This is a genomic window from Guptibacillus hwajinpoensis (assembly GCF_001039475.1).
Taxonomy (GTDB): Bacteria; Bacillota; Bacilli; order Bacillales; family Guptibacillaceae; genus Guptibacillus; species Guptibacillus hwajinpoensis.
This window is the reverse complement of the sequence record NZ_LELK01000001.1, coordinates 1,076,118-1,089,603: the sequence shown is the minus strand read 5'-3', so window position 1 is coordinate 1,089,603 and position 13,486 is coordinate 1,076,118. Positions and strand designations below refer to the sequence as shown.

Annotated in this window: 11 protein-coding genes; 10 read left to right on the top strand and 1 reads right to left on the bottom strand. The window is 41.3% G+C overall.

Annotation, left to right across the window (positions count from 1 at the left end):
* Positions 1 to 72: 72 nt before the first annotated feature.
* Positions 73 to 1,770 (bottom strand): Rqc2 family fibronectin-binding protein, encoded by a 1,698-nt coding sequence (locus tag AB986_RS05525; RefSeq protein WP_048309854.1) that lies wholly within the window; start codon positions 1,768 to 1,770, stop codon positions 73 to 75.
* A gap of 115 nt (positions 1,771 to 1,885) precedes the next feature.
* Here AB986_RS05525 and AB986_RS05520 point away from each other — a divergent pair, with 115 nt between their 5' ends.
* The 10 genes from AB986_RS05520 (at position 1,886) to rsmB (ending at position 13,357) form a co-directional block, all read left to right on the top strand.
* On the top strand, positions 1,886 to 4,579 hold the full coding sequence (locus tag AB986_RS05520; RefSeq protein ID WP_048309853.1) for a calcium-translocating P-type ATPase, SERCA-type: 2,694 nt from the start codon (positions 1,886 to 1,888) through the stop codon (positions 4,577 to 4,579).
* 110 nt (positions 4,580 to 4,689) lie between these two features.
* Complete coding sequence (locus AB986_RS05515; RefSeq protein WP_048309852.1) at positions 4,690 to 5,568, top strand: YicC/YloC family endoribonuclease; 879 nt, start codon at positions 4,690 to 4,692, stop codon at positions 5,566 to 5,568.
* Positions 5,569 to 5,637: 69 nt separating this feature from the next.
* Positions 5,638 to 5,898 (top strand): extracellular matrix/biofilm regulator RemA, encoded by a 261-nt coding sequence (remA, locus tag AB986_RS05510; protein ID WP_048309851.1) that lies wholly within the window; start codon positions 5,638 to 5,640, stop codon positions 5,896 to 5,898.
* Between the two features lie 22 nt (positions 5,899 to 5,920).
* The gene (gene gmk, locus AB986_RS05505) at positions 5,921 to 6,532 is read left to right on the top strand and encodes a guanylate kinase (RefSeq protein ID WP_048309850.1); all 612 of its coding nucleotides are present in this window, start codon (positions 5,921 to 5,923) and stop codon (positions 6,530 to 6,532) included.
* Between the two features lie 2 nt (positions 6,533 to 6,534).
* Positions 6,535 to 6,741: a DNA-directed RNA polymerase subunit omega gene (gene rpoZ, locus AB986_RS05500; RefSeq protein ID WP_211201399.1), complete on the top strand. Its 207-nt coding sequence runs from the start codon at positions 6,535 to 6,537 to the stop codon at positions 6,739 to 6,741.
* A 243-nt stretch (positions 6,742 to 6,984) separates the two neighbouring features.
* The gene (gene coaBC / locus AB986_RS05495; RefSeq protein ID WP_048309849.1) at positions 6,985 to 8,193 is read left to right on the top strand and encodes a bifunctional phosphopantothenoylcysteine decarboxylase/phosphopantothenate--cysteine ligase CoaBC; all 1,209 of its coding nucleotides are present in this window, start codon (positions 6,985 to 6,987) and stop codon (positions 8,191 to 8,193) included.
* Complete coding sequence (priA, locus tag AB986_RS05490; protein ID WP_048309848.1) at positions 8,190 to 10,589, top strand: primosomal protein N'; 2,400 nt, start codon at positions 8,190 to 8,192, stop codon at positions 10,587 to 10,589. The genes coaBC and priA overlap by 4 nt, the downstream gene beginning before the upstream one ends.
* Before the next feature lie 20 nt (positions 10,590 to 10,609).
* Positions 10,610 to 11,080 (top strand): peptide deformylase, encoded by a 471-nt coding sequence (gene def, locus AB986_RS05485; RefSeq protein WP_048309847.1) that lies wholly within the window; start codon positions 10,610 to 10,612, stop codon positions 11,078 to 11,080.
* 2 nt (positions 11,081 to 11,082) lie between these two features.
* Entirely contained in the window at positions 11,083 to 12,021 is a 939-nt protein-coding gene (gene fmt / locus AB986_RS05480) for a methionyl-tRNA formyltransferase (RefSeq protein WP_048309845.1), read from the top strand.
* A gap of 1 nt (position 12,022) precedes the next feature.
* Positions 12,023 to 13,357 (top strand): 16S rRNA (cytosine(967)-C(5))-methyltransferase RsmB, encoded by a 1,335-nt coding sequence (gene rsmB, locus AB986_RS05475; RefSeq protein WP_048309843.1) that lies wholly within the window; start codon positions 12,023 to 12,025, stop codon positions 13,355 to 13,357.
* Positions 13,358 to 13,486 lie beyond the last annotated feature (129 nt).

Below are 13,486 nucleotides of genomic sequence, written 5' to 3'. Positions count from 1 at the left end.
TATCTACGAAAAGAACATAAAAAAGAGGGGCTTATCGCTACACAATAGCGATAAGCCCCTCTTTGATAAAAGCTATTTTTTCATTTTGAAAATAAGATCTTGATCTGGTGTTACATAGAGCGTGTTTTGCTGGTCATATGTGACAAACCCTGGTTTTGCTCCATTAGGCTTTTTCACGTGACGAACTTCTGTGTAATCGACCGGTACAGAACCAGACTCACGTGCCTTACTGAAATAAGCTGCTAAGTTCGCTGCTTCTTTCAGCGTTTGTTCTGAGTATTCTTTGCTTCGAATAACAACGTGAGACCCAGGAATATCCTTCGTATGAAGCCACGTTTCACTTCTAGCAGCGAGTTTATTTGTTAAATACTCATTCTGCTTGTTGTTTTTCCCTACAAGAATTTCAGTTCCATCTGTTGACTCATAAAGATCGAGCTGAGGTTTCGTTGGTTTGGATTTCTTCTTTTTGCGGCGTTTCTTAATATACCCTTCCTCTTCAAGCTCCTCGCGAATTTCTTCAATATCACGTGGAGAAGCAGCCGTTAGCTGCTGAATAAGCTGGTCAAGGTAAGCAATTTCTTGATGAGCCATTTCAATTTGTTCTTCTAGTACAGAGATGGAATTCTTCGCTTTGTTGTACTTCTTAAAATAAGCTTGAGCATTTTCAGATGGTGATTTTTGAGGATTTAATTCAATCTCAATCATTCCACCATCTTCATCATAATAGTTCTGTACGGACACCTGTTTATCACCGCGTTTTACCATATGCATGTTCGCAGTTAAAAGCTCACCGAGCAATTGGAATGTATCTGCTTCCTGTGCCTGTTTAATAGTGCGTGACAACTTTTCGATTTTCTTCTCATTTTTCTTTAGTTCATTCGAAAGAAAACGTTCAAGGTCATTCGACTGTTGTTTCACACGATCGCGATCAGCTTTGCCGTAATAAAAGCGATCAAGAAGTTCACTGCTTGAGTCGAACGTACGTGACTCGCCGCTTAAATGCGTTAGTGGCACAACAGAGAAATATTCTTTCGACGCAGTTACCATTTGTGGCGTGTAGTGGTGATCACCTAGCTGATTGAACACATCGAAAAAGGCTTGTGGAAGTGTAGTGCGATTTGCAAGACCGGCTCGATGAATTACTTCATTCGCAATAAGTGGTGACACCCCTCCAAATGCTTGGACAAGTTGCTTACTAAGTTTACCGGCATTAAAGTCAATCTGTCTTAGAAAGTCATCTGTACTTAATCCGAATGGTGATACTTTATTCTGTGCTGGTGGCGAGACATAGTCCTGTCCAGGAAGCACTGTCCTATGTCGGTTAACAGATGGAGAAAGATGTTTAATGCTATCAAGGATCATGTTTGATTCATTTAATAGAATAACGTTACTATGACGACCCATAATTTCAGCGACCAATGTTCTTGTCGTTAAATCGCCTAAATCATTGCGAGCTTTAAACGTCACATGAATAATTCGTTCGTTATCGATTTGTTTGATTTCTTCAATAATGCTTCCTTCAAGATGTTTTCTAAGGAGCATGCAAAACATTGGAGGTTCCTTCGGGTTTGCATAGGATTCCTTCGTTATTTGTATTCTTGCATAAGATGGATTTGCTGAAAGAAGGAACTGATGGTTTTTTCCTCCAGAGCGAATGACGAGCAATAAATCAGTCCCATAAGGCTGATAGATTTTCGTCACTCGTCCACCTTTTAACAATTCATTTGTTTCGTGTGCAACGGCTCTCATAACCATTCCGTCAAAAGACATATTGTTCACCTACATTCCTATCAATAGACATCGTTCTTAGTATAGCATTTTTTTAAGCTTGTCTGAATATAGATGAACTAAAAGCGAGATAACGTGCAGGATCGGGGTGTAATTCATGAACTGGTATAACATGACGACAAAGGAAGTAGCCGAAGAATTAGAAACAGATCGTGAGAATGGCATACGTTCAGACGAGGCGGTCAAGAGAAGAAAGGTCTTTGGACCAAATCAATTGGACGAGGCAGAACGACCGTCGATGATTCTAATGTTTCTAGCACAGTTTAAGGATTTCATGGTTGTTGTATTGCTAGCAGCAACGCTTATTTCAGGTTTGCTTGGGGAATACCTGGATGCGATTGCGATCATTCTAATTATTCTTGTGAATGGAGTGCTCGGATTCGTACAAGAACGTAAAGCTGAAAAGTCACTACAAGCGCTGAAACAATTATCCTCACCCAAAATGAAAGTATTGCGAAATGCTCAGTGGATCACAGTACCCGCAAAAGAAGCTGTCATTGGTGACGTAGTAAGGATTGAAAGTGGAGACCGTATTGGAGCGGATGTACGCTTCCTTACATGTCAGGATTTATTAATTGAGGAGTCCGCTCTTACAGGTGAGTCTTTACCAGTAAATAAACACCCAGAACCGATAGGAGATGATCACCTAGGACCGGGTGATCAACATAACATGGGATTTATGGGGACCCTTGTAACGAAGGGAAAAGGAACGGCTATTGTAACTGCAACCGGCATGAAAACGGAGATGGGAAAGATTGCCCATTTGATTCAATCGGCAGATACGATGGAGACTCCATTACAGCATCGTCTTGAGCAGCTAGGTAAAATTCTTATAGCTGCGGCATTATTATTAACCGCGTTAGTCGTAGTGCTTGGTATTATTCAGGGGCGTGATGTATATAGCATGTTCTTAGCGGGAGTGTCACTCGCTGTTGCAGCGATTCCTGAAGGGTTACCCGCGATCGTAACGATTGCGCTCGCGATCGGAATGCAAAAGATGAGTAAGCGGAAAGCGATTGTAAGAAAGCTCCCATCAGTAGAAACACTAGGCTGTGCGACGGTGATCTGTTCAGACAAAACCGGTACATTAACTCAGAACAAAATGATGGTAACGAAGCTATGGGCAGGTGGTGAAACGTGGGACGTCACTGGATCAGGTTACGAGCCATACGGAGATTTTTTTAAGGGGAATACGCGCGTCTATTCAGATGAAGAACGTTCATTAAAACAGCTTCTAACATTTGGTCTCCTTTGTAGCAATGCAAGAATTGTTGAACAGAAAGGTGACTATGTATTAGACGGTGATCCAACAGAAGGCGCTCTCGTTGCTGCTGCGATGAAGGCTGGATTGACAGATGAAGTAAGGGAAGAAGAATTTAAAATCATTCAAGAGTTCCCTTTTGACTCGAATCGAAAAATGATGAGTATGATTGTGGAAGACACACTTGGAAAAAGGTATGTAATTGCAAAAGGGGCTCCAGATATCGTTCTTAAACAATGTGAATCTCTTCTTTGGAACGAGAAGAAAGCACCTCTTCGTAAAAGCTACGAGCGGCAAATACAAGAGCAGCTTACCAACTTTGGAGAATCTGCTCTCAGAACGATTGCTGTGGCATTTAAACCGATCCAGAATGAAGAAAAGATGCTTCACAGCGTACAAGCTGAATCGAGATTAACTTTTGTTGGTTTAGAAGGGATGATCGATCCACCGAGAGAAGAAGTTAAGCAAGCTGTAGCTGACTGTAAAACAGCCGGCATTAAAACAATCATGATTACAGGAGATCACGTGACAACAGCGACAGCGATAGCTCTTGATCTAGGTATTCTTCCTGAAGGTGGGAGAGTGATAGAAGGAAATAAACTTTCCTCCATGACAGTTGAAGAGCTTGAGAGTCAGGTGGAAGAGATTTATGTATTTGCTAGAGTGTCACCTGAACACAAATTAAAGATTGTCAAAGCTCTCCAAAATAGAGGACATATTGTTGCAATGACTGGTGATGGCGTAAATGATGCACCAGCCATTAAAGCATCAAATATTGGAATTTCGATGGGGCAGTCTGGCACGGATGTATCAAAAGAAGCTTCCTCTCTGATCCTTAGTGATGATAATTTCGCTACAATTCGAGCAGCAGTCGAAGAAGGGCGAAACATCTATGAAAATATAAGGAAATTTATTCGTTACCTGCTCGCTTCAAATGTAGGTGAGATACTAGTGATGCTGTTTGCCATTCTGTTAATGCTCCCACTCCCGCTTGTACCTATCCAAATTCTCTGGGTGAACCTTGTGACAGATGGACTTCCAGCTATGGCGCTCGGGCTTGACCCAGCTGAAGGAAACGTTATGAGAAGAGATCCACGTAAACCAAAAGAAGGTGTATTTGCTAGAGGCCTTGGATGGAAAATTATTTCACGAGGTATTATGATAGGAGTGTGTACACTAGCAGCGTTTATGATTTGCTATGGTGAGAATCCAGATGATTTGGTTAAAGCTCAAACAGTCGCATTTTCGACTCTTGTACTTGCTCAGTTAATTCACGTCTTTGACTGCAGAAGTGAACGGTCTGTCTTTCATCGAAATCCTTTTGAGAACAAAGCCCTCGTTCTAGCGGTGCTTTCTTCTGTAGGATTACTGCTCGCCGTTATTTATTATGAACCACTTCAACCTATCTTCCATACTACGTACCTCTCTATGAGAGAATGGATGTTAATTATTGTTTTCTCTTGTATCCCAACGTTTCTTCTAGCAGGATCAGCCGTATTTAAGAGAAAACATCGTTTGAGCAGAGGATGAAAAAGATCCTCTGCTTTTCCATGTGACCGCTTAGTCTAAAGAAAGATATCCCTTTGTTTCAGTTTGATGAAGTGGTACAATTGGTTAGAATAGCAATTGGATGTGATAAAATGATTAAAAGTATGACTGGATATGGAAGGGCATCTTATGAACACAACGATGTTCAACTAACTATCGAAATAAAATCCGTGAATCATCGATACTTCGATGGCTCATTTCGCATGCCTAAAGCGCTACTGTCTTTAGAAGGAGATATAAAAAGAGCAATCCAAAGCCACCTATTACGCGGGAAAGTCGACTTGTATGTAACAATAGAAGGCACTGGGTTTAACTCGAAGAAAGTGACGGTAGATTGGGAGTTGTTTGATCAGTACATAACAATAGTAAAACAAGCTAAGGATCGCTATAGCTTAACGGATGACTTTACTACCTCACAATTTCTTCAACTGCAGGATGTGATTCAAGTGCAGGTGACTGAAAGTAATGTTGAACAATTTGAAGACGTGATTTTTCGTACGCTTAGTGAAGCCCTAGAGGCTCTAGTTAAGATGAGATGTAAAGAAGGTGAAGCCCTCGACCAGGATATTCGTGAGAAGTTATCACGACTGCAAGAAGGCATCTTATCCATCTCGGAACTTTCACATGAAGTAACGGAATCCTTTGAGAAGAGAATTCGTAGTCGATTAGAAGGATTTAGTGAACTCGAGTCTGTCGATGAAGGGCGTATTTTAACTGAAGTTGCTCTTCTTGCTGATAAAGCAAGCGTAGACGAAGAAATCACTAGGCTACGTAGTCATCTAGCACAATTCCATGATATTCTTGATAATGATGGTGTCGTAGGAAGGAAGCTTGATTTCTTAGTACAGGAAATTAATCGGGAGCTGAATACGATCGGTTCCAAGTCTTCACACCATAAGATTAGCCAGCACGTGGTTGATCTTAAGAGCGAAGTGGAAAAGATCCGTGAGCAGGTTCAAAATATTGAATAGACTGTGCGACTTGTTTAAAATCACCTTACTGGTGTAAAAATAGAATCGAGATTCCCGGGAGGAAAGACCATGAGTATTAAATTAATTAATATCGGATTTGGGAACATTGTTAATGCAAATCGAATTGTCTCTATTGTTAGTCCAGAGTCGGCACCAATTAAACGAATCATTACAGTTGCGAGAGATCGCAATATGCTTGTAGATGCAACGTATGGACGAAGAACACGCGCTGTTATTATCTCTGACAGTGATCATGTTATTCTTTCAGCTGTTCAGCCTGAAACAGTAGCTCAACGTCTTGGTACTAAAGATGAGCTATCAGACGAGTAAGATCGATAAAGTGGAGGTTAGTATGGAAAAAGAACGTGGATTATTAATTGTTCTTTCTGGCCCTTCAGGAGTTGGAAAAGGAACGGTAAGAAAAGCTTTTATGCAGAACGCGGAGGAAGTACAGTATTCAATCTCTGTCACAACCCGTAAACCTCGTGAAGGTGAGGTTAATGGAGTAGATTACTTTTTTAAATCACATGAAGAATTTGAAAATATGATTGAAAATAATAAACTACTCGAATACGCTCATTACGTAGGAAATTACTATGGCACCCCGGTTGATTATGTGGAAGAAACACTGCAATCAGGGAAAGATGTTCTTCTAGAAATTGAAGTACAGGGAGCTAAGCAAGTAAGAAAGCATTTTCCTGAAGGAGCATTTATTTTCTTAATGCCACCAAGTCTTTCGGAACTTCGGAACCGCATCGTTAATCGCGGAACAGAATCAACTGATTTGATTGATAACCGCATGGGTGTAGCGAAGGATGAGATTGAATTAATTGATCAATATGACTATATCGTCGAAAATGATCAAGTTGAGTTAGCTTGCGAGCGAATTCATGCTATCATTACAGCAGAGCACCTAAGACGTGATCGCCTTGCACATAAATATAAGAATGTAACGGAGGTTTAATTATGATTTTATATCCATCGATTGATTCACTTATGGACAGAATTGATTCAAAGTACACACTAGCAACGCTTTCGGCTAAGCGAGCACGCGTTATTCAGCAGACTGGTAACGTTTATGTAGATCGTCCAAAGTCGGTTAAAGCTGTTGGTAAAGCACTTGAAGAAGTAATGGACGGCAAGCTACTTGCTGACGGAATGATAGAAGATTGATGCTCTAGTAACAACCTATGTGAATAGGTTGTTATTTTTTTCTTACTTTGCGCCACGTTTATTTTTGGCTCATTTTCGCTGCGAGAGTCAGAGACCTTTCAGCAGAGCTGAAAGGCGAGTGAAACTAAGGTTTCACTCGAATGAACCAAATATAGAGCGGTAGATTTTAGACAATGATACAAAGAGAAACAAAGACAACCATAACTATATTATGTTAACTATTGAGATGGAAGGTGATGTTTGATGAGTCTCAGAGGAAAGAAGATATTGCTGTGTGTGAGTGGGGGTATTGCTGTTTTTAAGGCTGCGGCGCTTACTAGTAAATTATATCAAACGGGTGCTGAGGTTAAGGTGTTGATGACAAATTCGGCAACTGAATTTGTTACGCCTCTTACTTTTCAAACGCTATCTCGAAATGAGGTATACCTAGACACATTTGAAGAGAAAGAGCCATCGTCTGTTGCTCATATCGATGTTGCTGACTGGGCAGATCTCGTTCTAATTGCTCCTGCAACTGCTAATATGATTGGTAAGCTAGCGAATGGGATAGCCGATGATATGATGTCTACAACCTTACTTGCGACAGAGGCACCTGTGTGGGTTGCTCCTGCAATGAATGTACATATGTATGACCATCCTGCTGTAAAGAAGAACATGGATACATTAAGGTCATTTGGGTGTCATTTTCTTGAACCTGGAGAAGGGTTGCTTGCATGCGGCTACGTTGGTAAAGGGCGTATGGCAGAACCTGAAGATATCCTTTCAACGCTTGAAACGTACTTTTCAAGCGATAGGAACGATTTAGACGGTAAGCAAATTGTTATTACGGCAGGGCCAACGCGAGAAGCAGTAGATCCAGTGCGCTATTTTACAAATTACTCATCAGGCAAAATGGGGTTTGCGCTAGCTGAACAGGCAGCCAAACGAGGAGCAGACGTTACGTTAATTGCAGGACCAGTATCACTTCCAACCCCAGAAAACGTGAAGAGAATTGACGTTGTTACTGCGGATGATATGTTCCAAGCGGTTATTAAAGCGGCGGATTTAGCGGATGTTGTTATTAAAGCAGCCGCTGTAGCTGATTATCGTCCTGCTCAAGTTGCAACTGAGAAAATGAAAAAGTCTGACGATGCGATGGCGATTGAAATGGAACGAACGAAAGACATTTTGTGGACGCTTGGACAAATGAAAACAAATCAAATCCTAGTCGGGTTTGCTGCTGAATCTGAGCGGTTGGATGAGTATGCCAAGAAAAAACTAGAGAAGAAGAACCTGGATCTTATATGTGCAAATAACATTAAAGCAGAAGGGGCCGGGTTTAATAAAGATACGAATGTCATGACGCTAATGAGAAGAGACGGTGAGCGTGTTGAACTTCCGCTTCAGTCTAAGCATGAAGCGGCTAATCGCATTTTAGATGAAGTGAAACGATTGGACGTGAACCATACATGATTGCAAAAGTCATAGTCGACGTACCGGCGAATCAGACTGATCGCCTGTTTGATTATGCAATTCCAAAAGAGTGGGAAGAAATGATAGAACCTGGTATGCGTGTTGTTGTGCCGTTTGGACCGAGAAAAATCCAGGGATTTGTTATTTCTGTTGTGAGTGAATCTGAACACGCTAAGTTAAAAGAAATTAGTGAAGTGAAAGATGTTACCCCGGTTTTGACGAGAGAATTATTGGATCTTGGGTTCTGGTTAACAGAAAAAACACTATGTTATGCCGTTTCTGCTCTTCAGGTCATGCTTCCTGCTGCGATGAAAGCGAACGTGACGAAAACGGTTGTGCTTGGAAATAAAGTGAATCATGAGGCAGCATGGGTTAGAATGATTGAAAATAGTGGTTTGAAATGGGATGAGTTTCTCTCTCATTTTAGCCATAAGGAATTAAATCGTGCCATCAAAAATGACGAGCTTGAAGTGCGATATGATGTGAAAGAGAAAACGGCACCGAAAACAATTCTCTCCATTTCTGCTGCCCTTACAAAAGATGAACTTCGAAACGAGAAAGAGAAAATGGGGAACCGAGCCATGAAACAGCAGGATATCATTAGCTTTTTTCTCGATAACGATGGAGCTATTTCCTATAAAGAGCTAATGGATGTATTGGATACAACGCGTTCTACCATTAAATCTCTCGTTTCTAAAGCGATTTTGAAAGAAGAAGAAGTCGAGCTTTATCGAGATCCTTATAAAGGACGGAGTTTTAAGCCATCAGAAGCAATGGAACTGACAGATCTTCAAAAAAATGCGATTTCTCCTATCCTAGAAAGCCTTGAGAATCGTCAACATGGAACGTTCCTTATTCATGGAGTAACAGGAAGTGGCAAGACGGAGATTTATCTACAATCAATTCATCGCGTTCTCGAGCAAGGAAAGGAAGCCATTGTCCTTGTTCCAGAAATCTCATTAACACCTCAAATGGTGACCAGGTTTAAAAGTAGGTTTGGGTCAGAAGTTGCTGTCCTTCACAGTGGATTGTCACGAGGTGAAAAGTACGATGAGTGGCGTAAAATTCATCGTAAAGAAGTAAAAGTAGTCGTTGGGGCGCGGTCTGCTGTTTTTGCTCCATTTACGAATCTTGGTATTATCATAATTGATGAAGAACATGAAAGTAGCTATAAACAAGAGGAGAATCCTCGTTACCATGCAAGAGACGTTGCTATCAAAAGGGGTGAACATTACCAATGTCCGGTCGTTTTAGGTAGTGCAACTCCGTCACTAGAATCGTATGCGAGAGCCTCTAAAGGGGTTTATACTCTGATCGAACTACTCGAACGCGTTAACAAGCAGGCGATGCCGGAAGTCTCGATTGTTGATATGAGAGAAGAACTCCGGTCAGGAAATCGATCAATGTTTTCAAATGAACTGTACGATAAACTGAAGGTACGACTCGAGAAGAAAGAACAAACGGTGCTCTTTTTAAATAGACGGGGATATTCTACGTTCGTTATGTGTCGCGATTGTGGGTTTGTTGTTGAATGCCCTCATTGCGATATTAGTTTAACGTACCATAAGATGAACGGCACAATGCGATGTCACTATTGTGGACATGAAGAACGATTCCCGAGTCAATGTCCTGAATGTGAAAGCGAGCATATTCGTTTCTTCGGTACGGGAACACAGCGTGTGGAAGAAGAGTTAACGAAAATATTGCCAGAAGCACGCGTGGTTCGAATGGATGTTGACACAACCAGGCGTAAAGGATCTCATGAGAAGCTTTTAAATCAGTTTGGAGAAGGAAAGGCTGATATTCTACTCGGTACACAGATGATTGCCAAAGGCCTTGATTTCCCAAATGTTACGCTCGTAGGAGTTCTTGCTGGTGATGCAATGCTTCACTTGCCCGACTTTCGAGCTTCAGAGAAAACATTTCAGCTTCTTACACAGGTGAGCGGTCGAGCAGGTCGTCACATCCTTCCTGGTGAAGTTATTGTGCAGTCTTATACGCCAGAGCATTACAGTATTGAAATGGCAGCGGATCACGATTTCCAGTCGTTTTACAAGCGAGAGATGGTTACAAGAAAACAGTTTGGCTATCCGCCTTTTTATTTTCTTGCGATGGTAAACGTGTCACATGAAGAATTAACAAAAACCGTAGATGTGACAGAGAAAATCACAAGCTTTTTGAAGAGTAAGCTTTCAAATGCAAGTGTTGTGCTAGGTCCGGTAGCATCTCCAATTCCTAGGATCAAAGATAGATATCGCTATCAATGCATGATAAAATACAAAACTGAACCGAATTTAAATGATCATCTTAAAGAAATACAAAAGCATTATTCAAAAGACATTAGCCGTGGAGGATTGCAGCTGACAATCGATACACAGCCTTATATGATGATGTAAGTGTGAAAGGGAGAATAACGTTGGCCATTAGAGAAATAGTAATGCACCCAAATGAGGTGCTTGAAGTAAAATGTAAGCCCGTTGATACGTTTGACAAAGAGCTACATGCACTGCTTGATGATATGTTTGAAACGATGTATGACGCAGAAGGAGTAGGGCTTGCTGCGCCACAAATTGGCATTGATCAACAAATTGCTGTCGTGGATACACGAGAAGAAGAAGCACTGGAATTAATTAACCCTGAAGTAATAAAGTCGTCAGGTAAAGAAGTTGATCTAGAAGGTTGCCTTAGTTTTCCTGGATTGTTTGGTGAGGTAGAGCGTCCGTTTCGAATCACTCTGAAAGCTCATAATCGCTTTGGTAAAGAGTTTAAGTTAAAAGCGGAAGGGTTCTTTGCAAGAGCCATCCAACATGAAATCGATCATTTGCATGGCGTTCTTTTCACTGAGAAAGTCATTCGCTACATCGATCCAGAGGGAGCTGAAGAATAAGTATGACGAAGATTGTATTTATGGGAACGCCAGATTTCTCTGTTCCTGTACTTGATATGCTAGTTGAAGAAGGATACTCGATTGTCGGCGTTGTCACACAGCCTGATCGACCAAAAGGTAGAAAGAGAGTAATGACACCTCCTCCAGTTAAAGTTGCAGCAGAAAGGCTCGGTCTACCTGTTTTGCAACCTGAGAAAGTAAAAGACAGTGAGCAGCTCCAGCCTATCCTGGATTTACAGCCTGACTTAATTGTTACCGCAGCTTTTGGACAAATCCTTCCGAAACAGCTGCTTGATGCGCCTAAACATGGGTGTATTAATGTCCATGCATCACTTTTACCTGAACTACGAGGTGGAGCGCCAGTTCATTATTCCATTCTGCAAGGAAAGAAAGAAACGGGTATTACCATTATGTATATGGTAGAAAAGTTAGATGCAGGTGACATTTTAACGCAATCCGTTGTTCCAATTGAGGAGCGTGACAATACAGGTAGCCTACATGATAAATTAAGTGTATCAGGCTCTGAATTACTGAAAGATACGCTTCCTAAACTATTAAATGGTGACATTAGTCCGGTGAAGCAAAATGATTCAGAAGCAACTTTCGCCCCGAATATTAAGCGTGAGCAAGAGAAAATTGATTGGGCAAAATCTGGCGAAGAAATCTACAACCATATTCGTGGGTTACATCCGTGGCCAGTTGCTTTCACTCATTATGAAGGCAAGGTCATGAAGATCTGGTGGGGTGAAAAAATCGAGAGTACATCAGATGCAGAGCCAGGAACGGTTCTATACACAGATTCTGACGGTCCTGTTGTAGCTACTGGAAACTCAACTGCAATTAAACTGACTGATATCCAACCAGCTGGAAAGAAACGCATGACATCCGCTCAGTATTTACAAGGGCGTACATTCGAGAAAAATGAAAGATTTGGTGAATAAAATGGCAAATGTAAGAGAAGCAGCACTTGATGTAATTGAAAAGATTAATAAAAATCAGGCTTATAGTAACCTTTTATTAAATGAAACGATTAAGAAGCACCAGCTTAGCCGAAAGGATACTGGTCTATTAACTGAAATTGTGTACGGTACGATACAAAGGAAGCAGACGCTCGATTTCTACCTTGACGATTTCCTTGCAAATAGGAAACGAATTCAAACGTGGGTGATCTCTCTTTTACAATTATCTCTTTACCAAATGATCTATCTGGATCGTGTACCTGATCGTGCAATTATTCATGAAGCTGTCGAAATCGCTAAAAAGCGTGGTCATAAAGGCGTTAGTGGAATGGTGAATGGGGTTCTTCGCAACACCCAACGAAAAGGACTTAGAAATCCTGAGGAAATTGAAGACGTTGCTGAGCGTATCTCAATCGCTAAAAGTCATCCACTTTGGCTTGTGAAGCGTTGGATTGATCAGCTCGGTGTCGAAGCAACAGAAGCAATGTGTGATGAGAATCTTCTAGCTCCATATGTGACAGCACGAGTAAATGTATCCAAAACATCTATTGATCAAGTTATGACCGATTTAGAAAAAGAAGGCGTACAAGCTGTCCCAGGTAGCCTTTCAGAGGACGCAATTAAAGTCCTTGAAGGGAAACTACTAGAAACAAGCGTTTACAAGCGCGGTGATTTAACGATTCAAGATGAAAGTTCCATGCTTGTAGCAAGAGCGCTCGGTATTGAGCCAGGACAGAAAGTTCTCGATGCTTGTGCAGCTCCTGGTGGGAAGTCAACTCATATTGCAGAACGATTAAACGGATCTGGACATGTAAATTCCCTTGATCTTCATGCACATAAAGTGAAGTTAATTAAGAAACAAGCACAACGTCTTAATTTACGTGCAATCGAAGCAGAGACGCTCGACAGCAGAAACGTAGCAGAGAGGTTTAAAGCAAAATCCTTTGATCGTATTCTTGTAGATGCACCGTGTACAGGATTCGGTGTTCTTCGAAGAAAACCTGATATTAAATGGTCGAAGCAAGAGGAAGATATCAATCGCATCACGAGTGTACAAAAAGGAATTCTTGAAGCTCAGGCAAGTCTTGTAAAACCAGGTGGAAAATTGGTTTACAGTACGTGTACAATAGAAGAGGCGGAAAACCAAGAAGTGGTAAAACAATTCCTGGCAGACCACCCGGAATTTAAGCTAGATGAGACGCTTATTAATCGATTGCCTGATAAGGTAGCAGAGTATTGTGATGGTGGAGAGCTTCAACTTCTTCCACATTACTTTGGTACAGATGGCTTTTATATTGCATGCTTAGTTAAAAAATAGGGCTATTACGAAGAGATTGTAGCGGTTGATTCCGCTCTGAAGTGTGGCTTTACTATATGGCCCCTTCCAAAAGCAACTTTTAGAAAATAGCCAAGAATAAATAACCGGCGCTGGCGGGTTGCTTCATAG

Excerpts from the sequence above, each read along its gene's own strand:
- AB986_RS05515 (WP_048309852.1), top strand. The coding sequence starts at position 4,690 with ATGATTAAAAGTATGACTGGATATGGAAGGGCATCTTATGAACACAAC.
- gmk (WP_048309850.1), top strand. The coding sequence starts at position 5,921 with ATGGAAAAAGAACGTGGATTATTAATTGTTCTTTCTGGCCCTTCAGGA.
- rsmB (WP_048309843.1), top strand. The coding sequence starts at position 12,023 with ATGGCAAATGTAAGAGAAGCAGCACTTGATGTAATTGAAAAGATTAAT.
- priA (WP_048309848.1), top strand. The coding sequence starts at position 8,190 with ATGATTGCAAAAGTCATAGTCGACGTACCGGCGAATCAGACTGATCGC.
- coaBC (WP_048309849.1), top strand. The coding sequence starts at position 6,985 with ATGAGTCTCAGAGGAAAGAAGATATTGCTGTGTGTGAGTGGGGGTATT.
- rpoZ (WP_211201399.1), top strand. The coding sequence starts at position 6,535 with ATGATTTTATATCCATCGATTGATTCACTTATGGACAGAATTGATTCA.
- AB986_RS05525 (WP_048309854.1), bottom strand. The coding sequence starts at position 1,770 with ATGTCTTTTGACGGAATGGTTATGAGAGCCGTTGCACACGAAACAAAT.
- AB986_RS05520 (WP_048309853.1), top strand. The coding sequence starts at position 1,886 with ATGAACTGGTATAACATGACGACAAAGGAAGTAGCCGAAGAATTAGAA.
- fmt (WP_048309845.1), top strand. The coding sequence starts at position 11,083 with ATGACGAAGATTGTATTTATGGGAACGCCAGATTTCTCTGTTCCTGTA.
- remA (WP_048309851.1), top strand. The coding sequence starts at position 5,638 with ATGAGTATTAAATTAATTAATATCGGATTTGGGAACATTGTTAATGCA.